The organism is uncultured Propionibacterium sp. (genome assembly GCF_963539965.1).
Classification (GTDB): Bacteria; Actinomycetota; Actinomycetes; order Propionibacteriales; family Propionibacteriaceae; genus Propionibacterium.
Window position 1 is genome coordinate 38,338 of sequence record NZ_CAUTOU010000005.1, and the last position, 23,318, is coordinate 61,655.

Here is a 23,318-nt window from a genome sequence, read left to right on the forward strand (position 1 = left end):
CGCCCCCGTTCCTTATGCGCTCAGTGCATGAAGAGACACGCGGAAAGCATTTCACAAGACCGGGAACACGGTGAAGACTGACGATTGAGAAGGAACGGCCAGACAGGAGAAGCTGATGCAGAACTTCGCGATGAACAACGGCCTCGAGATCCCGGCGCTCGGCTACGGCGTCTTCCAGATGACCTCCGCCGAGGTCATCGAGCACCTGCCGCAGGCTCTCGCCGCCGGGTACACCCACATCGACACCGCCAATGCCTATTTCAATGAGGTCGCCGTCGGCCAGGCCGTGAGGGCGTCCGGGACCGGGCGCGAGGGCCTGTTCGTCACCTCCAAGCTCTTCCCGCAGAGCTATCCCTACGAGCAGTGCGGCAGGGACATCGACGCCACGCTCGAACGCCTCGGCATGGACTACCTCGACCTGCTGCTCTTCCACCAGCCCTACGGCGAGTACGTGGCCGGTTGGAGGGCCATGGAGGAGGCCGTCCGAGCCGGCAAGGTCCGCTCGATCGGCCTGTCGAACTTCTCCGCGGCCAAGGTGCAGCAGATACTCGATGTCGCCGAGATCGTCCCGGCGGTGCTGCAGGTCGAGGCCCACCCGTACTGGAACCAGCACGAGCTGAAGTCCCGGCTGGCCGGGCACGGCATCGTCTTCGAGGCCTGGTTCCCCTTGGGCCACGGCGACAAGGCGCTTCTGGCCGAGCCCGTCTTCGACGAGCTCGCCGCCAGGTACGGCAAGACGAACGCCCAGGTGATCCTGCGCTGGCACCTGCAGGAGGGCAACGTCACCTTCCCGAAGACGCTGGACCCCCAGCACATGGCCGACAACATCGACATCTTCGACTTCGAGCTCACCGACGACGAGATGGCCCGCATCAACGCGCTCCCTCAGCACGCCTACTACTCGGTCCCCGACGAGCCGCCGGCCTTCGCGACCGCGGTCAACGACTACTCCCAGCAGGTCTGAGCCGGACCCGCGCCCATGACCGCGGTGCGCGTCCCAGCAGCTAGCCCTCGAGGCCGCCCATCGCCACCGCGCAACCGGTGCGACCCACGCGCCGTTCTGCTTGATCAGACGACCGCGGGCGCTCATCCGCAGCGCCCGCGGTTGTACTCGTCGTCGGAGAAGGCGGACGCGCGCCGATCAGGGGCGCCGTCCCGAAGAACTACAGGGACGGCGCCCCTGCCGTACGAACTGCCGACCGCGGTGTCCGCCCCGCTCATGAGAAGGATGTTCGCGGGGAATGCGCTGACGAGGAGGACCATGACCATGCACAGCAACACGGATGATCTGCTGTTCGTCTGCAGGACCCTGCACGACCACGGGAAAGGCGAACGGCGTTCCGGCTCCCCTGTTCTCTACGACTGCTGCGGGACCGTTCTCCGCGAGGCCGACGCGTCCTGAGCGGGCCGCGGCGCGGGCCCATTCAGCAGAGCAGCGGCATCGAGGCGTCGCCTCGGGCCAGGCCCGAGGCGAATTCTCCTGCGTTCATGAGCGTCCGTTCATGGGCGCCCCGCCATCGCAGAGAGCATGGAACCCGGGCCCGACCGGCCACAGCAGTGGGACAATGGAGACAGCGACTCGAGGAGGAGAAATGGAGTACACGCAACTCGGCCCCACAGATATCACGATCCCCAGGCTGTGCATCGGGGGCATGAGCTTCGGAAGGGTCTTCCCGGACCTCCACCAGTGGGTCATCGACCAGCCCGCGACCCAGGCGGTGATCGCCCGGGCGCTCGAGCTGGGGGTGAACTTCTTCGACACCGCGAACGTCTACGCCCATGGCACGAGCGAGGAGTTCATCGGCGCCTCCCTCAAGAACCTGGGCGTGCGGCGCGAGGACGTCGTGCTGGCCAGCAAGGTCTACTTCAACGAGGGGCATCTGTCGCGGGCGGCCATCGAACGCGAAATCACCGGGACGCTCGAACGCCTGGGCACCGATTACCTGGACCTGTACATCATCCACCGCTTCGACTACGACACGCCGGTCGAGGAGACCATGGAGGCCCTCGACGCCCTGGTGCGCTCTGGGCGGGTCCGGGCGCTGGGGGCGAGCGCCATGTACGCCTACCAGCTGCACGACATGCAGGTGGTCGCCGACGAGAACGGCTGGACCAGGTTCGCGAGCATGCAGAACCACTACAACCTGCTCTACCGCGAGGACGAGCGGGAGATGATCCCGGTGTGCCGCCGGTACGGCATGTCGCTCACGCCCTACAGCCCGCTCGCGTCGGGCCATCTCACGCGCCCCACCTGGGACTCGGCCAGCGTCCGGGCCACCACCGACGCCACGATGCGGAGCAAGTATGACCGCGCTCGCGAGACCGACATGCCCATCGTTGAGCGGGTCGCCGAACTCGCCGGGCGGCGCGGGGTGCCGATGGCCGATGTTGCGCTGGCCTGGCACTGGGCCAGCGGCGTCGCCGCCCCCATCGTCGGCTGCTCCGGACCGGGCCGCGTCGATGACGCGGTGCGCGCCCTCGCCGTGGAACTCACCGCCGATGAGGTGGCCCTCCTGGAGGAGCCCTACCAGCCGCACGAGCTCGTAGGGCCGCTCGCCCGGCCCGGCGAAAAGCCGCTGGCCGGAGCCACCGTCGAGCAGCACTCGGGCATGCGCTCGAAGTAACACAGCGGTCGGCAGGTCCAGGTCGAGGAAGAGGCCCGCCCCGGAAAGGGGCAGCCCCCGTCCGCCGTGCTGAGAGGATGATGTCGCCGACGGCCAGGACCCGTTCGCCGTGCTGAGAGGCCGACGTGTTCGCACGCCCGGTTCCGTCGCAAGGAGCCGTCGTCCTGTGCCTCGCACGCCCCGGGGAATAGCGCGGTTACGGACCCCGTGTGGTTTCAACGTGCCGGCGGACGCACACTTTCGTGAAGTGCGCGTCCGCCGGCGCTGCCGCCCGGGGTTCCATCCGCATGACCCGGTCCGCCGCCGCAATCATCTCCATGCGGTGCTCCCTCGCCGGTGGATACGAGTGAGCCGTCTCTCCGCTGGAGAAGACCCGGCAGAGGCCTGCGAAGCGAAAGCAGAACCCGGAGACGGCGCGGCCGGTGGCGAGAAGACCTTGACGGACATCTCCAGGGCGGCAAGGATCACGCACTCCATCCGTTCCGTCTTCTCCCGCGGGATCTCCGAATCGATCAGTAGCCGGCCGTGGAACCCGCCCGGCCTGCGCGTATTCGTCGGAGAGCAGGAGGCCTGTTCAAAACCATGACGACACCAAGAGGAGCACCTGACCAGAGCAACATGGGGCAGGTCGTCCCGAGCAACCCTCGGGGACGGCGAACACCCGTCACGGCCGAGAGCAAGAAGTCGGCACAAGTCCACGTAGAATTTCAATGAATACAGGATGGTGTTGTGCTCTGAAAGCTATCGTCAGTTCAAGAAATTTTCACTTCTCCTGATACACTGAACCCAGGATGCAGACGGAAATTCTCGGAGGTGCACCAATGAGCACGATCGTCATAACAGGATCGTCATCAGGAATGGGGAAGGCAACGGCGAAGTTCTTCGCGAAAAAGGGTTGGACCGTTGTTGCCACGATGCGGTCGCCGGAAAAGGAGACGGAACTGCTCGCCTACGACAACGTCCATCTCTATCCTCTGGACATTACAAATGTCGAGCAGGTGAAATCGGCATCACAGAGCATACTGGGCAAATATGACGTGGACGTCCTTTTCAATAATGCTGGATATGGAATGAAGGCGAAATTCGAGGACATGACGGAGAACGCCATGAAGCGCTCCATCGATACGAACGTCCTCGGCATGATCCGCGTGACGCAACAGTTCATCCCCTTCTTCAAGAGAAAGAAAGGCGGACTCATTCTGACCACAACATCTCTTGCAGGTGAGATGGGACTCGTCATGGATGGAGTGTACGCGGCGGATAAATGGGCCGTGACAGGCATGTGCGAGATGTTGTATTTCGAGCTCGCGCCATATCATATCCGGGTAAAGACGATAGTCCCCGGCGTAGTGCAGACAGGCTTCAAAATGGATGGCGGCGGAGCTACGCCGGAAGAATACGAGGAAATCATTGGCAGGCAGGTTGAATTCCTGATGCCCGGCGGCGATCATACGCAGATGGAAACCGCACAGGAGGCGGCACAGGACATTTGGGATGCCGTCAACGACCCGGACGACGACCGCATGTGCTATGTGACGGGCAAAAGGGCTAAGGAAATTTATGCGAAACGTCAGACCATGGGAGATGAGGATTTTCGGAGATATTACAGGTCATTGATTCTCGGAAGGCAGGGCGAACAGTACTGAATCACCGAATCCCAATTCCTGGAATCATGGACATGATTTCAGCGAACCTCGGAATCCCGAGAGTCCTTTCGACTGCTGGGGCCGGGGTCGTCCATGATCCCTGGTTCGGATTGAGCCGGTGACCGCTCTCTGCCGGGGTGCCGGAGTACGGGGAGGGCCTGCCGCCGGGATGATCGGGCACCGTGCACGACGATCCCGGGGCAGGTCCCATGCATCCATGAAGCATCCGTGAAGCATGGGTTCCCGGCCGGCCGCAGTGGCGGCCCCGCACGAGGTCTTCGCCCTCCCCGATGCCGGGGAGGGCGAAGGGCACGGTGCGCAGGCCCTCCGGTAAGGAGGATGAAACGCTTCCCCTCCGATGCCTCGAGGGCAGGCTCCTCGGCATGTTCATGGACCGTCGCTCGCCGAACGGGTGCCGGGGAACACCGTCCTCACCGTCTTCAGGGGTGCCGGCAAGGGCACCACAGGACATGGCGAGGGGCGGAAAAGCTTTCAGTGCGAAGAAGCAGCGTTCTGAAAGCGTCCCCCTGCCCTCATGAACCGCGCACCCTCACGCTTCGGGCGCTTCCTGCGGTGTCTCATGACGGACCCGCGCGATGACGAGACTTCAGCTGCTCATGATGGCACCGTCCGGCTTCCGCCGGAGGGGGCCAGGAGCGGCAACGCATTCGACTTGCGACCCGGTACAAATCGTTTGCCTGACACCGCACGGCATTGCGACTATCATGTGAATGAATGTATTATATAATTCATTCATTCCAGATCGGGGGAAGCATGCAGGACAAGAAGTGCACCCCGAAGGAGGCTGCCCGTCGCGTGTTCTCCGAGAGGGGCTACAAGGCTGCGAGCGTCGCCGAGATGGCCGGGGAGGCGCACATGGCGCGGGCAGCTTCTACAACCACTACCCCTCCAAGGACGAGGTATTCCCAGAGGTCTGCATCGAGGAGAACGACCGCGTGCGCCAGCAGGTGGTTGACGAGGTGGGCTGGGCGGCCGAGCCGGTGCAGCTGATCGAGCAGCTGTTCGATCGCTCCTTCCGGCACGTCTCGAGCAACAAGATCCTGTCGGAGTGGGAGAACCCCGCCATCTCTGGCAAGCTTCGCGCGCACTGCCTGTCGGACGAGAGGGGGACCACCCCCTCCACCGGTTCCTCGTGGAGACGTTCGCACGCAGGATGGCCGAGGCGGGCTTCACCGAGGAGAAGGCGAAGCGGGTGCTGCAGACGGGCGGGGGCGCGGTGCCGCTCGCCGTCGGGCTGTGCATGGTGCCGGAGCTCGCGGGACCGTCCTCCGGGGCTCATCGCCGGCGAGTTCGTGGCGTGTCCCCCGATGAGGACGCGTTCTCCGAAGCGTTGCGGCAGGTGAGGGGGCCGGCGCCACGGGCAGGACATCGAGGGCCGCCGGCGTCATTCTTCTGACAGTCGCGGCCGGCGAAGCGAACGGGGAGCAGGGAATGGCCGCATCGGCTGTGTCCGGCGTCCGGTCCCCAGGCGGGGCGGAAGTGTCCTGCGACCCGTCGCAGCGGCATGGATCCGAATCAAAATCGCAGGCAGGAGGGCAGGACAAGGCCCAGAAGCCGGGTCGATTCCGGGATTTCCGTCAGTTCGCCATTCCCGAAAGTTGCGAGTGGCCCGGCACGCTGCGCGCCTTGCGCGTCGTCCTGCGACACGGTGAATGGTTGCGGGCGGTTCAGGATCATCGCCCTTCGGTCATTCCCACTCGATGGTGCCCGGCGGCTTGGAGGTGCAGTCCAGCACGATCCGGTTGACCTGCGGGCACTCGTTGGTGATGCGGGTGCTGATGCGCTCGATCACCTCGTAGGGCAGCCGCGACCAGTCGGCCGTCATGGCGTCCTCGCTGCTCACCGGGCGCAGCACGATCGGGTGCCCGTAGGTGCGCCCGTCGCCCTGCACGCCCACCGAGCGCACATCGGCCAGCAGTACGACCGGCATCTGCCAGACCTCGCGGTCCAGCCCGGCCGCGGTCAACTCGGCGCGGGCGATGGCATCGGCCTCGCGCAGCAGGTCGAGGCGCTCGCGCGTGACCTCGCCGATGATGCGGATGCCCAGGCCGGGGCCGGGAAAGGGCTGGCGCCAGACCATGGCCTCGGGCAGGCCCAGCTCGGTGCCGACGGCGCGCACCTCGTCCTTGAACAAGGCGCGCAGCGGCTCGATGAGCTCGAACTGCAGGTCATCGGGCAGACCGCCGACATTGTGGTGGCTCTTGATGCTGGAGGCGCCGTCGCCGCCGCCGGACTCGACGACATCGGGGTACAGCGTGCCCTGGCACAGGAAATCGACGCCCTTGTCGCCGGCGATCCGGCGGGCCGCCGTCTCGAAGGAGCGGATGAACTCGCGACCGATGATCTTGCGCTTGGTCTCGGGCTCGGTGATGCCGGCCAGGGCGGTCAGGAAGCGCTGCGACTCGTCCATGACGACCAGGTCGACGCCGGTGGCATCGACGAAATCCTGGCGCACCTGTTCGGCCTCGCCCCTGCGCAGCAGGCCGTGATCCACGAAGACGCAGGTGAGCCGGTCGCCGATGGCCCTCTGGACGAGCGCCGCGGCGACGGCCGAGTCGACGCCGCCGGACAGGCCGCACAGGACACGCCGGCCACCGACCTGCTCGCGGATCGCCCTGACCTGGCCGTCGACGATCGAGGAGCTGTCCCAGGTGCGGCGGCAGCCGGCGATGTCGTACAGGAAGTGCTCGAGCACCTGCTGGCCGAACTGGGAGTGCAGCACCTCCGGGTGCCACTGCACACCGGCCAGCTTCCTGCTGAGATCCTCGATGGCCGCGACAGGGGCACCGCCGGTGCGGGCCAGCTCGGTGAAACCGGCGGGGGCCCGGGTCACGGAGTCGCCGTGGCTCATCCACACCGAGGAGTCCGGGGCCATGCCCTCCAGAAGACAACCGGGTCGCTCGATGCTCACGGCGGTTCGGCCGTACTCGGCCTCGCCGGTGCGCTCGACCCGCCCGCCCATGGCGTCGGCCATGGCCTGGAAGCCGTAGCAGATGCCGAGAACCGGGACGCCCGCCCCGAACAGCGCCGGATCCACCGCTGGGGCGCCGGCGGCGTGCACCGAGGCAGGCCCGCCGGACAGGATGACGGCCGCGGGCCTCCTCGCGAGGATCTCGCCCACCGGCGTGGCGTGCGGGACGATCTCGGAGTAGACGTGTGCTTCGCGGACGCGCCGGGCGATCAGCTGCGCGTACTGCGCACCGTAATCGACGACCAGCACGAGGTCATGGCTCGTGGGCATGGCTGGAGTCTAGTGCCCCGCCGCAGACGCACACGCCCGGCGGGCGGTGGCACGCGGCTCCCGGGCAGTCGGCACTGCAGGCGCAGCAGCACTAGGGTGTGGCCATGATCTACAACGACGTGACACAGCTCGTCGGCCGCACGCCCCTCGTGCGCCTGGGCCGGGTCAATGACACCGGCGCGACCGTCCTGGCGAAACTCGAGTGCCACAACCCGGCCGGCTCGGTGAAGGACCGCATCGGCGTGGCCATCGTCGAGGCCGCCGAGGCCAGCGGCGAGCTGGGGCCCGGCGGCACGATCGTCGAGGGCACCAGCGGCAACACCGGCATCGCCCTAGCCATGGTCGGCGCGGCCCGCGGCTATCACGTCGTCCTGGCGATGCCCGAATCGATGAGCCGCGAGCGCCGCGCCATGCTACGCGCCTTCGGCGCCGAGCTCGTCCTCACACCGGCTTCCGAGGGCATGAAGGGCGCCGTCGCGGCGGCCGAGCGCATCGCCACCGAGCGCGGCGGCGTCCTGGCCCGCCAGTTCGAGAACCCGGCCAACCCGGCCAGGCACTACGCCACGACCGGCCCCGAGATCTGGGCCGACACCGAGGGCGGGGTCGATGCGGTGGTCGACGGCGTCGGCACCGGCGGAACGATCAGCGGCATCGGCAGATACCTCAAGGAGCAGAATCCCGGCATCAAGGTGTTCGCGGTCGAACCCGACGAGTCGCCGCTGCTCAGCAAGGGCCAGGCCGGCGGCCACGGCATCCAGGGGCTGGGCGCCAACTTCATCCCGGCGACCTACGATCCCGGCGTCGTCGACGAGGTCCTGACGGTGAGCACCCCGCGCGCCATCGACATGGCGCGCCGCCTGGGCGCCGAGGAGGGCATCGTCTGCGGCATGTCCTCGGGCGCCTCGGTCGCCGCCGCCCTCCGAGTGGGTGCGCGCCCGAAGTTCACGAGCCGCACGATCGTCGCGATCATCTGCGACCTCGGCGAACGCTATCTGTCCACGCCCCTGTTCGCCGACGTCATGGACGAGTGAGCCGCCGGCGGCAGGAGCCGCCCCGGGCCGCCGACGGCCGACGCCCGGATGGGCCGGCTCCCCGCCCCGAGGCCCCGTGTCATCGGCCCCGGTCGGCGATTTCGATGTGGTGCCGTACGACCTCCGAGACGATGAAGTTCAGCAGTTTCTCGGCGAACTCCGGGTCGAGGTGCGATTCGGCGGCCAGTCGGCGCAGGCGCAGGATCTGGACCTGTTCGCGCCCCGGGTCGGAGGCGGGCAGCCCGAGCTCGGCCTTGAGCTCGCCGACGCGCCGGGTGATCTTGAAGCGTTCGGCCATGATGTGGATCACGGCAGCATCGATGTTGTCGATTGAGTCCCGCAGGTGCGCGAGCTCGGGCGGGACGAGCCGGGCCTGATCGCGTTCATCGCTCATGGCACGAGCCTAACGGCGCGGCCAGGACGGCCCGCAGTGTCCCCATGGGATGGGCAGCGGTGGGCGGAACGCCCTTCCCGCCCGCACGCGGCGGTTCAGCGGATCACCAAGTCGACGCGCTGGAATTCCTTGAGGTCCTGGTAGCCGGTGGTGGCCAGGGCCCGCCGCAGGGCGCCGACGAGGTTCATCGTGCCGTCGGTGACGGTGCTCGGACCGACGAGCACCTCCTGCAGAGAGCCGACCGAGTCGTAGCGGACCCGCCTGCCGCGGGGCAGTGTGGCGTGCCAGGCCTCGGCCCCCCAGTGCCAGCCCCTGCCCGGGGCCTCGACGGCGCGGGCCAGCGGACCACCGATCATGGCGGCGTCGGCACCGGAGGCGATGGCCTTGACGATGTGACCGGAGGTGCCCATGGCGCCGTCGGCGATGATGTGGACATAGCGGCCGCCGGACTCGTCAAGGTAGTCGCGGCGGGCCTCGGCCACGTCGGCGATGGCCGAGGCCATCGGCACCTCGATGCCGAGCACCTGGCGCGTCGTGCTGGTGGCGGCGCCGCCGAGACCGACGAGGACGCCCGCAGCGCCGGTGCGCATGAGGTGCAGGGCCGTCTGATAGCTGGCGCAGCCGCCGACGATGACGGGCACGTCGAGATTGTAGATGAACTTCTTGAGGTTCAGGGGCTCGCCCCGCTCGCCGACGTGCTCGGCCGAGACGGCCGTGCCCCGGATGATGAAGAAGTCAACGCCGGCGCTCTCGACGACCGAGGAGAACTCGGCGGCGCGCTGGGGCGACAGGGAGCCGGCGACCGGCACACCGGCTGCGCGGATCTCGTCGAGACGGGCCGCGATGAGCTCGGTCTTGATCGGCTCGGAGTAGATCTGCTGCATGCGACGCGTCGCCTCGACGTCGTCGTCCATGGCGGCCAGCTCGGCGAAGAGCGGCTCGGGATCCTCGTAGCGGGTCCACAGGCCCTCGAGGTTGAGCGCGCCGAGGCCGCCCAGCCTGCCGAACGCGATGGCGGTGGCGGGGCTCATCACCGAGTCCATGGGACCGGCCACGAGTGGGAAGCCGAACCCGACGGCGTCGATCTTCCACGACAGGTCCACCAGCTCGGGGTCCCTCGTGCGCCTGGAGGGCACGATCGCCACGTCATCCAGCGAGAAAGCCTTCGGCGCGCGCTTGCTGCGTCCGATGTCGTACATGGTCCTCCGATCGTGGTCCGCCGTTCAAATCTAGCCGGTTCGCACGCACCGGGAGGAACCGGGCCATCGGACGGTGACGACCCGCCCTCCGGCGCCCCGGGTCCGCCGTCCCCCGGGCTCCTGGGGAGTCCACACAGTGGATACATGTCTCAACAATTTTTGCTTTGAGGAACCTTCCTACGCAACAGTTGTGGTCCTACTGTGAGAACACAGTAAGTTTCCGCTCACTCAACGAGGAGTAACCATGCGCATTGCTGTACCCACCGAGGTGAAGAACAACGAGTTCCGCGTGGCCATCACACCCGTCGGGGTCCACGAGCTGACCCGCCGCGGCCACGAGGTGTTCGTCCAGTCCGGCGCGGGACTGGGATCGTCCTTCACGGATGACGAGTTCGCGGCCCAGGGCGCGAGGATCGTCGATGGCGCCGAGGCCACTTGGTCCTCCGGCGAGATGGTGCTCAAGGTCAAGGAGCCGATCGAGCGCGAGTACCAGTACCTGACATCGGACCAGCTCCTGTTCACCTATCTGCACCTGGCGGCCGACCGCCCGCAGACCGAGGCCCTGCTGAACGCGGGCACCACCGCCATCGCCTACGAGACCGTCCAGCGCGAGGACCGCTCGCTGCCGCTGCTGTCGCCGATGTCCGAGGTGGCGGGTTGCCTGGCCCCGCAGGTCGGTGCGGCCCATCTGATGAAGGCCGCGGGCGGGCGGGGCGTCCTGTTCGGCTGCGTCGGAGGCGTGCAGAAGGCCAAGGTCGTCGTCCTGGGCGCCGGCACGGCCGGCCAGAACGCGGCCCGGATCGCGCTCGGCATGGGCGCCGACGTGACGATCCTGGACGTCGACCTGCGCAAGCTGCACAGGATCATCTGGGACTTCGACAACCGCATCCAGGGGCTGGCCAGCACCGCCCTGACCGTGCGCGAGCAGGTGCTCGCCGCCGATCTGGTCATCGGCACGGTTCTCATCCCCGGCGCGAAGACCCCCAAGCTCGTCACCAACGAGATGGTCGCCGAGATGAAGCCCGGCTCGGTGCTCGTGGACGTCGCGATCGACCAGGGCGGCTGCTTCGAGGACAGCCATCCCACCACGCACGCCGATCCCACCTTCAAGGTGCACGACTCGGTGTTCTACTGCGTCGCCAACATGCCCGGCGCCGTGCCCAACACCTCCACCTGGGCGCTCGCCAATGCCACTCTGCCGTACGCGATCCAGCTCGCCGACAAGGGCTGGAAGCAGGCCGTCAAGGATGATCACGCCTTGGCCCTGGGGCTGAACACCCATGCCGGCAAGCTAGTCTTCACCGGCGTTGGCGAGGCGCTCGGCATGGAGACCACGCCTCTGGAATCCGTGCTGGTCTGAGCTTCAGGAGGATCTCATGTCAGAGGACAACCCCCCGAGAACACCCGCGGACCCGGCATCGGGCGACGAGTCTCTGAACCGGGAGCTGTCCAATCGGCACATCCAGCTCATCGCCATCGGCGGAGCCATCGGCACTGGTCTGTTCATGGGCTCGGGCAAGGCCATCAGCCTCGCCGGACCGGCTCTCCTGCTGGCCTACCTCGTCATCGGCCTGATGCTGTTCTTCGTGATGCGCGCCATGGGGGAAATGCTCCTGCACGACCTGCGGTACAAGTCGTTCCAGGACTTCTCCCGGGAGATGATAGGGCCCTGGGCGGGTTTCTTCGCGGGCTGGACGTACTGGATCCTGTGGGTGGTCACCGCGGCGGCTGAGATGATCGCCATCGTCGGCTACTTCGACTTCTGGATCCAGAACCTGAACGTCTCGATGATCTGCACAGCCGTGCTGCTGGTGTCCCTGCTGGGCTCGAACCTGCTGACGGTGAGGCTGTTCGGCGAGCTCGAGTTCTGGTTCGCCCTCATCAAGATCATCGCGATCATCGCGCTGATCCTGGTCGGGACATACATGGTGGCGACGAGGTTCACCTCGCCCGACGGCACGGTCGCCTCGGTCACCTACCTGTGGAGCCACGGGGGCGTCTTCCCCACCGGCATCACGGGCTTCCTGGCGGCCTTCCAGCTCGCGATCTTCTCGTTCATCGGTACCGAGCTGATCGGGACGGCCGCCGCCGAGACGGCCGATCCGCACACGACCCTGCCCAAGGCGATCAACGCCATCCCGGTACGGATCGTCGTCTTCTACGTCCTGGCGCTCACGGTCATCATGTCGGTGACGCCCTGGGACAGGGTGAACCCCGAGATGAGCCCCTTCGTGAACGTGTTCAACCTCGCCGGGCTCGTGGCCGCTGCCAGCGTCATGAACTTCGTCGTGCTGACCTCGGCCTCGTCGAGTTCCAACTCGGGGATCTTCTCGACCTCCCGGATGCTGTACGGCCTGGCCGGCTCGGGCTACGCCTCGCAGCGGTTCGCGAAGCTGTCGAGCCGGCACGTGCCGGCCAATGCGCTGATCCTGTCCGGCGCGCTGGTGTTCATCGCCTTCCCGGTGCTGAAGCTCGGCGGCACGGTGATGAGAGCCTTCCAGCTGATCTCGTCGGTGTCGTCGATCCTGGTCCTGTTCGTCTGGTCGCTCATCATGGTGGCCTACATCATGTACCGCAGGAAGTTCCCGCAGCCCCACAGGGAATCCCCCTTCAGGGTGCCGGGGGCCCCCTACATGCCGTGGGTCGTGCTGGCGTTCTTCGCCGCCATGCTCGCGGTGCTGGGAATGGACAGCCAGACGCGCATCGCCCTGGTCCTGACACCGGTGTGGTTCCTCATCCTGGCGGTCATCTGGAACAAGTCGGCCAAGAAGAAGACCGTCACCACCTGACCCCGGGCGGCCAGCCCGGACACGGGCCCCACGGGAGACCTCCCGTGGGGCCCGTACCGGATCCGCTACTCGTGCGAGGAGTAGTTCGGGGCCTCGACGGTCATCTGGATGTCGTGCGGATGGCTCTCGCGCAGGCCGGCCGAGGTGATGCGCACGAAGCGCCCCCGCTCCTGCAGCTGCCGGATCGTGCGGGCGCCCGAGTAGAACATGGCCTGGTGCACACCGCCGACGAGCTGATAGACGACCGCCCCCAGGGGGCCGCGGTAGGGCACCTGGCCCTCGATGCCCTCGGGGACGATCTTGTCGTTGCTCGTGACGTCGGCCTGGAAGTAGCGGTCCCTGGAGTGGCTCGTCCTGCGGCCGCGAGTGGCCATGGCGCCCAGGGAGCCCATGCCGCGGTACTCCTTGAACTGCTTGCCGTTGATGAAGACGAGCTCCCCCGGGCTCTCGTCGCAGCCGGCGAGCAGGGATCCGAGCATGACCGTGTCGGCGCCGGCCACGAGGGCCTTGGCGACGTCGCCGGAGTACTGCAGGCCGCCGTCGCCGATGACCGGGACGCCGAAGGGGCGGCAGGCGCGGGCGGCCTCGGCGATCGCCGTGACCTGCGGGACGCCGACGCCCGCGACCACCCGGGTGGTGCAGATCGAGCCCGGGCCGACACCGACCTTGACGGCGTCGGCACCGGCCTCGCACAGGGCCCTGGCGGCCTCGTGGGTGGCGACATTGCCGCCGATGACGTCGACGTCCTGGGCAGCCGGGTCCGACTTGAGACGGGCGATCATGTCCATCTCGGCCCTGGAGTGGCCGTGGGCGGTGTCGACGACGAGGGCGTCGACCCCCTCCTCGATGAGGGCCATGGCGCGCTCGAAGGCGTCGCCGAAGAAACCGATCGAGGCGCCGACGCGCAGGCGCCCCCGGGAGTCCTTGCTGGCCAGCGGGAAGCGGTCGGACTTCACGAAGTCCTTGAGCGTGATGAGGCCTTTGAGGCGGCCTGCATCGTCGATGAGCGGCAGCTTCTCGATCTTGTTCCTGGCCAGCAGGGCCAGGGCGTCGTCGGAGGCGATGCCCTCGGGGGCGGTGACGAGCGGCATCGGGGTCATGACCTCGCGCACCGGACGCGAGGAGTCGGACTCGAAGCGCATGTCGCGGTTGGTGATGATGCCCAGCAGCAGCATGTCGTCGTCGACGACCGGAACGCCGCTGATGTGGAACTGGCCGCACAGCCCGTCGACATCGGCGAGGGCCGCATCGGGGCCGATGGTGATGGGCTCGATGACCATGCCGGCCTCGGAGCGCTTCACACGGTCGACCATGGAGGCCTGGTCCTCGAGGGACAGATTGCGGTGGATGATGCCAAGCCCGCCCTCGCGGGCCATCGCGATGGCCATGCCCGCCTCGGTGACGGTGTCCATGGCCGCGGAGATGAGCGGCACCCTCAGGGTGATGCGCTTGGTGACGCGTGAACTGGTGTCGACCTCGGAGGGGATCACATCGGTCTCGCGCGGGATCAGGAGAACGTCGTCGAAGGTCAGCGCCATGGGCGCGATCTCACCCGCCTCGCGCTCCGCCTCGAGTCTGCTCCCCCGGTCCAGTGCCATATGACGCCCTCTCTCGACAGTGGGACCAGTGTAGTGGCCCCTGCAGGACTTCCCCGGCCGGGCCCGGGGCCCACCGGCACTCCGCCAGCCGGCCGATGGCTCCCGAACGCCCGGCAGGGGCGGCCGGGCCCGGGGCCCGGCCGCCCCTGCCGGGAGCGTTGCCGAGTGCGACTTACTGGTCGTCGTCCTCGTCGTCGGGCTTGTTCACCACGAGGGTCTCGGTGGTGAGCAGCAGACCCGCGATGGAGGCGGCGTTGGCCAGAGCCGAGCGGGTGACCTTGACGGGGTCGATGACGCCCTGGTCGATGAGGTTGCCGTACTCGCCGGTCTTGGCGTTGTAGCCCTCGTTGGTGGACATGCCGGCCACCTTCGAGACGATGACGTAGCCCTGCTCGCCGCCGTTCTCGGCGATCCAGCGAGTCGGCTCGACGGCGGCCTTCTGCACGATCTGGGCGCCGACCCTCTCGTCGCCGGTCAGGTCCAGCTGGGCGATGGCCGAGGCGGCGTGCACGAGGGCGGCGCCGCCGCCGGCGACGATGCCCTCCTCGATCGCGGCGCGCGTGGCGGACACGGCATCCTCGATGCGGTGCTTCTTCTCGTTGAGCTCCACCTCGGTGGCGGCGCCGACCTGGATGACGCAGACGCCGCCGGCCAGCTTCGCGACCCGCTCATTGAGCTTCTCGCGGTCCCAGTCGGAGTCGGTGCGCTCGATCTCGGCGTGCAACTGCTTGACGCGGCCCTCGACGGCGGAGGTCTCGCCGCCGCCCTCGACGACGGTGGTGTTGTCCTTGGTGACGACCACGCGGCGGGCGCGGCCGAGCACCTCGAGGCCGACCTCGGACAGCTTGAGGCCGACGGTCTCGGACACGACCTGACCGCCGGTGAGGATGGCGATGTCCTCCAGGATCGCCTTGCGGCGGTCGCCGAAGGCGGGGGCCTTGACGGCCACGGAGGTGAAGGTGCCGCGGATCTTGTTCACCACGAGGGTCGACAGCGCCTCGCCGTCGACGTCCTCGGCGATGATGACCAGCTGGCCCTTGGCCGCGATGACCTTCTCGAGCAGCGGCAGGAGATCGTTCATCGACGAGATCTTGCCGTCGTGGATGAGGATGTAGGGATTGTCGAGGACGGCCTCCATACGATCCTGGTCGGTGACGAAGTACGGGGAGATGTAGCCCTTGTCGAACTGCATGCCCTCGGTGAACTCGAGCTCGGTGCCGAGGGTCTGGGACTCCTCGACGGTGATGACCCCATCCTTGCCCACCTTGTCGAAGGCGTCGGCGATGATCCTGCCGATCTCCTCCTCGCGGGAGCTGATGGTGGCGACATTGGCCATGTCGTCGGTGGTCTGGACCTCGCGGGCGGCGCCGTGCAACGACTCGGAGACGGCCGCGACGGCCTTCTCGATGCCGCGCTTGAGGCCGACCGGGTTCGTACCGGCGGCCACTGCGCGCAGGCCCTCGTGGACCAGGGCCTGAGCCAGCACGGTGGCGGTGGTGGTGCCGTCGCCCGCGATGTCGTTGGTCTTGGTGGCGACCTCCTTGGCGAGCTGGGCGCCGAGGTTCTCGTACGGGTCGTCGAGCTCGACCTCCTTCGCGACGGTCACGCCGTCGTTGGTGATCGTCGGGACGCCCCACGACTTGTCGAGGACGACGTAGCGGCCCTTGGGGCCGAGCGTCACCTTGACGGTGTTGGCGAGGACGTCGACGCCATGCTCGAGGGAGCGACGGGCCTCCTCGTCGAACTGAAGCTGCTTAGCCATGAGTGCCGGCCGCCTTACTTCTCGACGACCGCGAGGATGTCGCGGGCATTGAGCAGGAGGTAGTCCTCACCGTCGTACTTGACCTCGGTGCCGCCGTACTTGCTGAAGATGACGACGTCGCCCTCGGAGACGTCCATGGGGACGCGGGCGCCCTTGTCGTCGACGCGACCGGGGCCGGCCGCAATGACCCGGCCCTCCTGCGGCTTCTCCTTGGCGGTGTCGGGGATCACCAGGCCGGAGGCGGTGGTGGTCTCGGCTTCCAGAGGCAGAACGAGGACGCGGTCCTCGAGCGGCTTGATCGTGGTGGCCACGTCAAACCCCTTTCTCACTAGTCAGCGCCATGCGGCGCGGGTTCTTGTCATTGTTGACCAGTAGGACGTCGTCGCGGTGCCATCCCCTGGGCTGGCACTCCCGTGGTGGGAGCGCCAGAACCAAAGCTATACCCGCTTTAGCACTCGATCAAGCCGAGTGCCAGGGGCCGCACGGCCTCATTCCTCGACGATGAGGCCCTTGCCCACGAGCCACTCGTAGGCCACGTCGGCCGGCTCGCGGCCCTCGACGTCCACCTGGGCGTTCATGGCGATGAGCTCCTGGTCGGTGAGCAGGGGCGCGACGGCGCCGAACAGCTCGTCGTAGGCCGCGGCGTTCTGGTCGTAGACGTCACGGGTGAGCACCGGCGAGGCGTTGTAGTTCGGCAGGAAGTGCAGGTCGTCCTCGAGGACCGTCAGGTCGAGCGCCTGGATGCGCCCGTCGGTGGTGAAGACCTCGCCGAAGTTGCACACGCCCTCGGCCGTGGCCGAGTAGATGGCGCCGGTATCCATGATCATGCGCTGCACCGAGTCCGGGTCGAGGCCGTAGAGCCGGGCCATCGGCTCGAAGCCGTCATTGCGGTTGTTGAACTCGCTCTCCAGGCAGAAGGTCAGCTCGGAGGGATCGAGCCCGGTCAGCTCGGAGAACTTGGTGATGCCCAGGCGCTGCCTGGTGCTCTCGGTCATGGCGAAGCCGTAGGTGTTGTTCGCCGGCGCCGGGGCCAGCCAGACCAGGTTGTTGAGCCGGCCGTCCTCGTCGCGCACGGCCTCGTACTGGGCCCGAGGATCGGCGATGGGGTCGGAGTGACCGAGATAGCTGATCCAGCCCGTGCCGTTGTACTCCCACTGCATCTGGATCTGACCGCTCAGAAGCGCCTGGCGAGCCGACGACGAGCCGGGGATGCCGGTGAGATCGGACACCTCGGCCCCGGCCGATTTGAGCATGATGACGGCGATCTTGCCGAGCACGAGCTGCTCGGTGAAGCTCTTGGAGCCCACGGCGATGCGCGCCCCGCTCAGATCGACCCCGGCGAGGTCCCCGGCAAGCCGGCCCGAGCGCGAGAACCCGCCGGAGGTGCCCAGGCCGCAGGCGCTGAGCAGCAGTGCCAGGGCCAGGACGGGTGCGACGAGCAGTGCGCGTGCGCGGCCGGCACGATTTCCTGGACGTGTCATCTCACAGTCCCTTCGGTTCGACGAGCATCTCCATGACCTGCCCGGCCCACTCGACAAGCAGGGCCAGCAGCGCCACGAGCACGGCTCCGGAGACGAGGATGCGGAAGCGGAACAGGGTGATGCCCGTCTGGATGAGGGCCCCCAGGCCGCCGGCGTTGATGAAGGTGGCGAAACTGGCGGTGCCGACGAGCAGCACCAGCGCGGTGCGGATGCCCGACATGATGACCTTCGAGGCCAGCGGCAGCTCGATGCGCAGCAGCACGCCCATCGCCGAGATGCCCATGCCGCGGCCGGCCTCGATCAGGGCCGGGTCGACCCCCTGCAGCCCGGTGATGGTGTTGCGCAGCACCGGCAGGAAGGCGTAGATGCTCAGCGCGACGACGGCGGTCGGCGTGCCGAAGCCCATGGCCATGGCGAGCAGGACGACCAGGCCGATGACCGGCGCCGACTGGCCCGCGTTGGCCACGGCCAGGACGAGGGGAGCGGCGCGGCGGACGCCCGGCCTGGTCAGGGCGATGCCCAGCGGCACGCCCGCCACCAGCACGACGGCGGCGCAGACGAGGGTCAGCAGCACGTGCTGGCCGAGCAGGACGCCGACGGTCCCCCACGCCAGCTGGCGGGCCTCGATGTCGTCCAGGTCGGCGGTGGACCGCCAGAGCACCCAGACCAGCACGCCCGAGGCGACGATGGCCGGGATGGTCCAGAACAGGTGCCGCTCGTTCCTGTCCATGTCCGTGCGTGCGCTCATGGGTGCTCCCGTCCTCGGTCGGCCCCGCCGCTGGGCACCCGCTCGGGGAAGGGCCCGTCGTGTTCGGGGATCGTGCCGGGTGCGGCGTTGACGCGGCGCACGTGGGCGGTCACCTCGTCGAAGGTGGCGATGCCGAGGAAGCGCTCGCGCTCGTCGACGACGATGGCCCCCTCGTGCAGCGAGGTGACCAGGGTGTCGAGCACTGTGTCGAGCTTGGCGTCCTCGTCCAGCAGGACGGGCCGGCGCCCCGGCCGGGCGCGCACGGCCGAGCCGCGCAGGGTGACGGTCCAGTACCAGTCGACGATGGCGTCGTCGGCGTCGAGGACGACGACCTGGTTGGTGCCGTGCTCCTCCGCCAGGGTCAGCACGTCGGGGACCGGGTCGCCGACGTGCACCAGGACGGCGGGCTCCAGGTGGATGGAGGAGACCTTCTCCAGGGCGAGCTGCTTGAGGGCCGAGCCCGAGCCGGTGAAGTCCGCGACGAAGTCGTCGTTCGGGTTGGCGAGGATCTCGGAGGCCGTGTCGTACTGGGCGATGCGCCCGTGCTCGGACATCACGAGGATCCGGTCGCCGAGTTTGATGGCCTCGTCGATGTCGTGGGTGACGCACACGATGGTCTTGTGCAGCTTCGACTGCACGTCGAGCAACTCGTCCTGCAGGCGCGAACGGGTGATCGGGTCGACGGCGCCGAAGGGTTCGTCCATGAGCAGGACGGGCGGATCGGCGGCCAGCCCGCGGGCCACGCCGACGCGCTGCTGCTGACCCCCGGACAGCTCCTTGGGATAGCGGTCTCGGTAGACCGACGGGTCGAGGCCGACCAGTTCGAGCAGCTCGTCGGTGCGCCGCCTGATGCGTCGCCTGTCCCAGTTCAGCAGTCTGGGGACGACGGCGATGTTCGCACTCACGGTCATGTGGGGGAACAGGCTGCCGCCCTGGATGACGTAGCCGATGCCGCGGCGCAACTCGTCGGGGTCGAGCTCGCGGGTGTCCTGGCCGTCGATGGTGATCGCGCCGCTGGTCGGTTCGATGAGGCGGTTGATCATCTTCAGGCTCGTCGTCTTGCCGCAGCCGGACAGGCCGACGAAGGTGACGATCTCGCCGGCCGAGATCGTCAGGTCCAGGTGGTCGACGGCCGGCTCGGCCTGTCCGGAGTAGCGCTTGACGACGTCGGTGAAGACGATCTCGCTGCCACGGGTGCTGTCGGTGCTCATGCGCGGATTCCCTTCGGAATGGTGAGACGCCCGATGAGGGCGAGCACGGCGTCGGCGACGAGGGCGACGAGCACGACGCCGACCGTGCCGACCAGGGCGTAGTTGAGGGCGTTCCTGCCGCCGATCTGGGTCAGGCCGGTGAAGATGTACGAGCCGAGGCCGGGGCCGAGGACATAGGCGGCGATCGCGGCCACGCCCATGGACATCTGCGTGGAGACGCGCAGGCCGGTGAGGATGACCGGCCAGGCGAGCGGCAGCTGCACCCTGAAGAAGACGGCGACGGGCCTCATGCCCATGCCGCGGGCCGACTCGACGAGGGCCGGATCGACCCCGAGCAGCCCCACCACCGCATTGCGCAGGATGGGCAGTGCCGCGTAGAAGGTGACGACGATCACCGAGGTCGTCGTGCCGATGCCGGACAGCGGGATGAGCAGGCCGAGCAGGGCGAAGGACGGGATCGTCAGGCCGATCGTCGAGATGGCGTTGGCGAGCGGCTCCAGTCTGGGCACGCTCGTGACGACGACCGCCAGGGCGATGGCGATGACGGCCGCCAGCAGAACCGACTGGGCGACGAGGCTGGCGTGCTGATAGGTGCGGAATGCGATGTCGGCCCAACGCGATGCGATGAAGGCTCCCATGGCTCTCCTGATCTGTTGATCTGTCGGCGCCCTGTGGGGCGCTCCGGACAAGGAGTTATGGGCACCAACAATAGGTGGTGGACCGTGACATGACCGAATTGGCGGTACGTTTTGCAGATCCGCGGCAGGGCGCCTAAAATCATGCGCCCGCGCGGAGAGGGCGCACGACGAAGGCCCTCGCCCCGCGGATGGTGGGGCTCAGAATGAGGGTGGCCCGGTTCGGTCCGGAGGGACGCAGTCTCCTGCGCAGGGCGGCGGGGTCGACGTCGAGGGCGCGCTTCTTGATCTCGAGGACGCCGATCCGGTTGGCGCGCACCCAGGCCCTGAGGGCCGCCGGCCTGGCGTCCAGCTCGACGAGCACTTCGAAGCAGTCGGCGAGCGGGCCGCTGACCGGCTCGTCGCCCGAGAGATAGGCGACCCGCGCGGCCAGGCGCCACAGGCCCGGACCGATCCGCGCCAGGGCCCCGGCCCTGCTGACGGCGCCGTCGGGCTCGATGATGAAGCGTCCCGGCGGGCACACGTCCAGCGCGGGCGCATCGGGGTCGGCGCGGACGAGGATCCCCCCGGGCAGCAGCAGCGCCGCGCGTCCGGGCCCGCCGCCCGGGAGCCTCCACAGGCCGCACTCGACGACCTCGCCGCGCTCGCTCACCCAGACGGCCTCGTTCCTCCGGGGCAGGACCTCGGTCGGAGTGCCGGGGCCGAGCTTGACGACGGCGCTCGTCGGCCCGACGAGCATGTCCTGGACGAATCCCCAGCCGGGCCGCAGGTCTTCGAGCCGCCAGCTGCGGCCGCGGGCCGTGCGGCGGGCCGGGTCGAGCAGGACGCAGGTGCGCTCATCGGCACCGGCGGTCAGCTCGGCCGCCACCCGCGTCGCATCGGCGCAGAGCACGCGGGCACCGGGCAGGTTGTGGACGGCCAGCTCGGCGGTGGCCGGGTCGACGTCGACGGCGGTGACCTCCATGCCGGCGTCCAGGCAGGCCAGGGAGTCGGCCCCGGCACCGCACCCCAGGTCGATGACCCTCGTGATCCCGGCCGCCCGGAGGCGTTCGGCCCGCCAGCGCGAGACGGCGGCCCGGGTGGCCTGCTCGACGGAGTCGGGCGTCCACAGCAGCCGGTCCGCCCGCTCCCCCAGCTTCCTGCGGGCCCTGGCACGCAGGCTCACCTGGGTGAGGGCGGCTGCGGCCAGATCGGGGGCGAAGGCTGCGCGCATGGCCTCGGCGGCCGACAGCGAGTCCGGGTCGGGCAGGGCCGCGGCGGCGGCGATGGCCTCGGCGCCGGCGGGGCCTGCCAGGGTGCGCGCGAGCTCGATGTCCATGAGGCCCAGGCTAGTGCCGCCGCGGCGGGGCCGCTCAGCCCAGCGTCGTCCAGCTGGCGCCGGTCGGGCGGCCGTCCTCGTACGGGATGACGGCGTGGAACTGGGGCACGCCGGGGTCGAAGACGAGCGGCACGAAGCAGCGGTCGCCCTCCCACATGGCCAACCGGTCGAGCCGGTCGATGCGCTCCCAGGTGAGCGGGCCCTCCTCGTTGGCCTCGGGGATCCGGCCGTGCCAGGCGTCCACGACGAAGACGAAGCCGAACTGGTCCGAGCCGTCCGGGTTGAAGCCGGGCCAGCTGACGGTGCCGGCCAGGCTCATGTGGTCGACCTCGATGCCGGCCTCCTCCCGCAGTTCGCGTTCCATGCCGGCGGCCACGTCCTCGCCGCGCTCGACCTTGCCGCCCAGGCCGTTGTACTTGCCGAACTGGTCGTCGTCGGGGCGGGCGGTGCGGTGCACCATGAGGACCCGCTCGCCGTCGGGGTGCAGGACGAAGGCCAGGGTGGTCAGCTGAGGGCGGATCATGCCGTCATGCTCCGGTTGGAAGCATCCCGGCCCGGGCACCGGGACCGTTTGCAGCGGACGGATCGGATCGACGCACGGGGACACCCTAGCGCCGTGGCCGGCCCCGCGGCTCCCGCCGACGGGATCGGGGGCCGCGGATCAGCGGGTGCGGCCGGCCCCGCGGCGCACCGCCAGGCCGGTAAGCAGGGCCTGAGCGGCCAGGGCGGCGCCGACGCCCTCACCGGCGCGCAGGCGCAGATCGAGCAGCGGCTCCAGGCCCAGCTCGGTGAGCACCGCCTGGTGGGCGGACTCGCGGCTGACCTGACCGGCGATCAGGTAAGATTGGACGGCCGGGTTCACCTCGACGGCGGCCAGGGCGGCGACCGAGGTGGCCAGGCCGTCCAGGATGACCATCGCGCCGGCCTCGGCGGCGCCGATCGTCACGCCGGCCAGGACGGCGAACTCGGGCCCGCCGATCTCGCCGAGGGCGCGGTCCGGGTCCAGGCGCAGCGCCTGCGGGTCGACACGGCGGAAGACGGCGCGCAGCACGTCCGCCTTGTGGCCGATCATCGCCGAGTCGGAGCCGGCCCCGATGCCCACGGCCTGTTCCGGTTCGATGCCGGTCAGGACGCAGGCCAGGGCGGAGGCGACCGTCGTATTGCCGACGCCGATCTCGCCGAGGGCGACCAGTCCCGTGGCCGCCGCCCGTTCGCCGATCTCGCGGCCGGCCGTGATGAGGCGGGCGGTGTCCTCGGGCGTCATCGCCGGGGCGTCGACCAGGTCGCCGCGCGGACCCTCCGGGCGCAGCTGTTCGGCACCGGCCAGCGGTTCGCCGGCGAGGCCCGCGTCGACGAGGATCGGGGCGAGCCCCGCACCGGCCGCGGTCACGACGCCGACCGCGCGGCCGGCGACGGCGGCGTCCATGACCTCGCGGGTCACGGACTGGTCGAAGGCCGAGACTCGGCGCCCCGTGATCGGGTGGTCGGCGGCCACGACGACCAGGGTGCCGCCGGTGACTCCCTCGCCGGTGACGGCGACCATGCGATCGAGCCCCTGGTCCAGCTTGCCGAGCGAGCCGGGCGGGGTGAGCAGATCGTCAGCGCGGTCGCGGGCGGCCA

General features: G+C 68.7%; 23 protein-coding genes. 8 read left to right on the forward strand and 15 right to left on the reverse strand.

Going from position 1 to position 23,318, the window contains the following annotated elements; translation table 11 throughout:
- Positions 1-115: 115 nt before the first annotated feature.
- The gene (locus R2N01_RS02465; RefSeq protein WP_316668108.1) at positions 116-964 is read left to right on the forward strand and encodes an aldo/keto reductase; all 849 of its coding nucleotides are present in this window, start codon (positions 116-118) and stop codon (positions 962-964) included.
- A gap of 122 nt (positions 965-1,086) precedes the next feature.
- On the opposite strand, the gene R2N01_RS02470 is transcribed toward R2N01_RS02465, so the two are convergent.
- Complete coding sequence (locus tag R2N01_RS02470) at positions 1,087-1,221, reverse strand: hypothetical protein (protein WP_316668110.1); 135 nt, start codon at positions 1,219-1,221, stop codon at positions 1,087-1,089.
- Between the two features lie 40 nt (positions 1,222-1,261).
- Between R2N01_RS02470 and R2N01_RS02475 the strand changes: the two genes are divergently transcribed.
- From R2N01_RS02475 to R2N01_RS11385, 4 genes are all read left to right on the forward strand, one after another.
- Positions 1,262-1,402 carry a hypothetical protein gene (locus tag R2N01_RS02475; RefSeq protein WP_316668112.1) on the forward strand — a complete coding sequence of 47 codons (141 nt, stop codon included), beginning with the start codon at positions 1,262-1,264 and terminating at the stop codon, positions 1,400-1,402.
- A gap of 190 nt (positions 1,403-1,592) precedes the next feature.
- Complete coding sequence (locus R2N01_RS02480) at positions 1,593-2,624, forward strand: aldo/keto reductase (protein WP_316668114.1); 1,032 nt, start codon at positions 1,593-1,595, stop codon at positions 2,622-2,624.
- Positions 2,625-3,445: 821 nt separating this feature from the next.
- Entirely contained in the window at positions 3,446-4,270 is an 825-nt protein-coding gene (locus R2N01_RS02485; RefSeq protein WP_316668116.1) for an SDR family NAD(P)-dependent oxidoreductase, read from the forward strand.
- A gap of 774 nt (positions 4,271-5,044) precedes the next feature.
- Positions 5,045-5,281 (forward strand): TetR family transcriptional regulator, encoded by a 237-nt coding sequence (locus R2N01_RS11385; protein WP_399553221.1) that lies wholly within the window; start codon positions 5,045-5,047, stop codon positions 5,279-5,281.
- Between the two features lie 525 nt (positions 5,282-5,806).
- On the opposite strand, the gene R2N01_RS02490 is transcribed toward R2N01_RS11385, so the two are convergent.
- Positions 5,807-5,968 carry a hypothetical protein gene (locus tag R2N01_RS02490; protein WP_316668117.1) on the reverse strand — a complete coding sequence of 54 codons (162 nt, stop codon included), beginning with the start codon at positions 5,966-5,968 and terminating at the stop codon, positions 5,807-5,809.
- Between the two features lie 10 nt (positions 5,969-5,978).
- Positions 5,979-7,532, reverse strand: a complete 1,554-nt coding sequence (gene guaA / locus R2N01_RS02495; RefSeq protein ID WP_316668118.1) for a glutamine-hydrolyzing GMP synthase — start codon at positions 7,530-7,532, stop codon at positions 5,979-5,981.
- Positions 7,533-7,630: 98 nt separating this feature from the next.
- On the opposite strand from guaA, the gene cysK reads away from it, so the two are divergent.
- Positions 7,631-8,563 carry a cysteine synthase A gene (gene cysK / locus R2N01_RS02500; RefSeq protein ID WP_316668120.1) on the forward strand — a complete coding sequence of 311 codons (933 nt, stop codon included), beginning with the start codon at positions 7,631-7,633 and terminating at the stop codon, positions 8,561-8,563.
- A 79-nt stretch (positions 8,564-8,642) separates the two neighbouring features.
- Here the strand turns inward: cysK and R2N01_RS02505 are convergent, their stop codons facing one another.
- Positions 8,643-8,957: a chorismate mutase gene (locus R2N01_RS02505; protein ID WP_316668123.1), complete on the reverse strand. Its 315-nt coding sequence runs from the start codon at positions 8,955-8,957 to the stop codon at positions 8,643-8,645.
- A gap of 95 nt (positions 8,958-9,052) precedes the next feature.
- Positions 9,053-10,156, reverse strand: coding sequence for a GuaB3 family IMP dehydrogenase-related protein (locus R2N01_RS02510; RefSeq protein ID WP_316668125.1), 1,104 nt, complete (start codon positions 10,154-10,156; stop codon positions 9,053-9,055).
- Between the two features lie 244 nt (positions 10,157-10,400).
- On the opposite strand from R2N01_RS02510, the gene ald reads away from it, so the two are divergent.
- Positions 10,401-11,516 (forward strand): alanine dehydrogenase, encoded by a 1,116-nt coding sequence (gene ald, locus R2N01_RS02515; RefSeq protein WP_316668127.1) that lies wholly within the window; start codon positions 10,401-10,403, stop codon positions 11,514-11,516.
- A gap of 16 nt (positions 11,517-11,532) precedes the next feature.
- Positions 11,533-12,945 carry an amino acid permease gene (locus R2N01_RS02520; RefSeq protein ID WP_316668129.1) on the forward strand — a complete coding sequence of 471 codons (1,413 nt, stop codon included), beginning with the start codon at positions 11,533-11,535 and terminating at the stop codon, positions 12,943-12,945.
- A 65-nt stretch (positions 12,946-13,010) separates the two neighbouring features.
- Here R2N01_RS02520 and guaB read toward each other — a convergent pair whose 3' ends face one another.
- The 10 genes from guaB to R2N01_RS02570 form a co-directional block, all read right to left on the reverse strand.
- On the reverse strand, positions 13,011-14,543 hold the full coding sequence (guaB, locus tag R2N01_RS02525; RefSeq protein ID WP_316668131.1) for an IMP dehydrogenase: 1,533 nt from the start codon (positions 14,541-14,543) through the stop codon (positions 13,011-13,013).
- Positions 14,544-14,715: 172 nt separating this feature from the next.
- Positions 14,716-16,305 carry a chaperonin GroEL gene (groL, locus tag R2N01_RS02530; RefSeq protein ID WP_316668132.1) on the reverse strand — a complete coding sequence of 530 codons (1,590 nt, stop codon included), beginning with the start codon at positions 16,303-16,305 and terminating at the stop codon, positions 14,716-14,718.
- A 14-nt stretch (positions 16,306-16,319) separates the two neighbouring features.
- Positions 16,320-16,616, reverse strand: a complete 297-nt coding sequence (groES, locus tag R2N01_RS02535) for a co-chaperone GroES (RefSeq protein ID WP_316668133.1) — start codon at positions 16,614-16,616, stop codon at positions 16,320-16,322.
- 177 nt (positions 16,617-16,793) lie between these two features.
- On the reverse strand, positions 16,794-17,786 hold the full coding sequence (locus R2N01_RS02540; RefSeq protein ID WP_316668134.1) for a glycine betaine ABC transporter substrate-binding protein: 993 nt from the start codon (positions 17,784-17,786) through the stop codon (positions 16,794-16,796).
- 1 nt (position 17,787) lies between these two features.
- Positions 17,788-18,534, reverse strand: coding sequence for an ABC transporter permease (locus R2N01_RS02545; protein ID WP_316668136.1), 747 nt, complete (start codon positions 18,532-18,534; stop codon positions 17,788-17,790).
- Positions 18,531-19,745, reverse strand: coding sequence for an ABC transporter ATP-binding protein (locus R2N01_RS02550; protein WP_316668138.1), 1,215 nt, complete (start codon positions 19,743-19,745; stop codon positions 18,531-18,533). Before R2N01_RS02550 ends, R2N01_RS02545 begins: the two co-directional genes overlap by 4 nt.
- Complete coding sequence (locus R2N01_RS02555) at positions 19,742-20,383, reverse strand: ABC transporter permease (protein WP_316668140.1); 642 nt, start codon at positions 20,381-20,383, stop codon at positions 19,742-19,744. The genes R2N01_RS02550 and R2N01_RS02555 overlap by 4 nt, the downstream gene beginning before the upstream one ends.
- Positions 20,384-20,522: 139 nt before the next feature.
- Entirely contained in the window at positions 20,523-21,698 is a 1,176-nt protein-coding gene (locus R2N01_RS02560) for a class I SAM-dependent methyltransferase (RefSeq protein ID WP_316668142.1), read from the reverse strand.
- Positions 21,699-21,732: 34 nt separating this feature from the next.
- The gene (locus R2N01_RS02565; RefSeq protein WP_316668144.1) at positions 21,733-22,221 is read right to left on the reverse strand and encodes an 8-oxo-dGTP diphosphatase; all 489 of its coding nucleotides are present in this window, start codon (positions 22,219-22,221) and stop codon (positions 21,733-21,735) included.
- A 138-nt stretch (positions 22,222-22,359) separates the two neighbouring features.
- On the reverse strand, positions 22,360-23,318 hold a 959-nt coding region (locus R2N01_RS02570), incomplete at its 5' end, for a nicotinate-nucleotide--dimethylbenzimidazole phosphoribosyltransferase (protein WP_316668146.1).

Bases quoted from the DNA above. Each gene is read 5' to 3' on its own strand.
- R2N01_RS11385 (WP_399553221.1), top strand. From the start codon at position 5,045: ATGCAGGACAAGAAGTGCACCCCGAAGGAGGCTGCCCGTCGCGTGTTC.
- R2N01_RS02545 (WP_316668136.1), bottom strand. From the start codon at position 18,534: ATGAGCGCACGCACGGACATGGACAGGAACGAGCGGCACCTGTTCTGG.
- R2N01_RS02470 (WP_316668110.1), bottom strand. From the start codon at position 1,221: ATGAGCGGGGCGGACACCGCGGTCGGCAGTTCGTACGGCAGGGGCGCC.
- R2N01_RS02505 (WP_316668123.1), bottom strand. From the start codon at position 8,957: ATGAGCGATGAACGCGATCAGGCCCGGCTCGTCCCGCCCGAGCTCGCG.
- R2N01_RS02560 (WP_316668142.1), bottom strand. From the start codon at position 21,698: ATGGACATCGAGCTCGCGCGCACCCTGGCAGGCCCCGCCGGCGCCGAG.
- R2N01_RS02490 (WP_316668117.1), bottom strand. From the start codon at position 5,968: ATGATCCTGAACCGCCCGCAACCATTCACCGTGTCGCAGGACGACGCG.
- groL (WP_316668132.1), bottom strand. From the start codon at position 16,305: ATGGCTAAGCAGCTTCAGTTCGACGAGGAGGCCCGTCGCTCCCTCGAG.
- R2N01_RS02480 (WP_316668114.1), top strand. From the start codon at position 1,593: ATGGAGTACACGCAACTCGGCCCCACAGATATCACGATCCCCAGGCTG.
- R2N01_RS02540 (WP_316668134.1), bottom strand. From the start codon at position 17,786: ATGACACGTCCAGGAAATCGTGCCGGCCGCGCACGCGCACTGCTCGTC.
- R2N01_RS02550 (WP_316668138.1), bottom strand. From the start codon at position 19,745: ATGAGCACCGACAGCACCCGTGGCAGCGAGATCGTCTTCACCGACGTC.
- R2N01_RS02520 (WP_316668129.1), top strand. From the start codon at position 11,533: ATGTCAGAGGACAACCCCCCGAGAACACCCGCGGACCCGGCATCGGGC.
- R2N01_RS02510 (WP_316668125.1), bottom strand. From the start codon at position 10,156: ATGTACGACATCGGACGCAGCAAGCGCGCGCCGAAGGCTTTCTCGCTG.
- R2N01_RS02565 (WP_316668144.1), bottom strand. From the start codon at position 22,221: ATGATCCGCCCTCAGCTGACCACCCTGGCCTTCGTCCTGCACCCCGAC.
- R2N01_RS02555 (WP_316668140.1), bottom strand. From the start codon at position 20,383: ATGGGAGCCTTCATCGCATCGCGTTGGGCCGACATCGCATTCCGCACC.
- R2N01_RS02485 (WP_316668116.1), top strand. From the start codon at position 3,446: ATGAGCACGATCGTCATAACAGGATCGTCATCAGGAATGGGGAAGGCA.
- guaA (WP_316668118.1), bottom strand. From the start codon at position 7,532: ATGCCCACGAGCCATGACCTCGTGCTGGTCGTCGATTACGGTGCGCAG.
- R2N01_RS02465 (WP_316668108.1), top strand. From the start codon at position 116: ATGCAGAACTTCGCGATGAACAACGGCCTCGAGATCCCGGCGCTCGGC.
- R2N01_RS02475 (WP_316668112.1), top strand. From the start codon at position 1,262: ATGACCATGCACAGCAACACGGATGATCTGCTGTTCGTCTGCAGGACC.
- guaB (WP_316668131.1), bottom strand. From the start codon at position 14,543: ATGGCACTGGACCGGGGGAGCAGACTCGAGGCGGAGCGCGAGGCGGGT.
- ald (WP_316668127.1), top strand. From the start codon at position 10,401: ATGCGCATTGCTGTACCCACCGAGGTGAAGAACAACGAGTTCCGCGTG.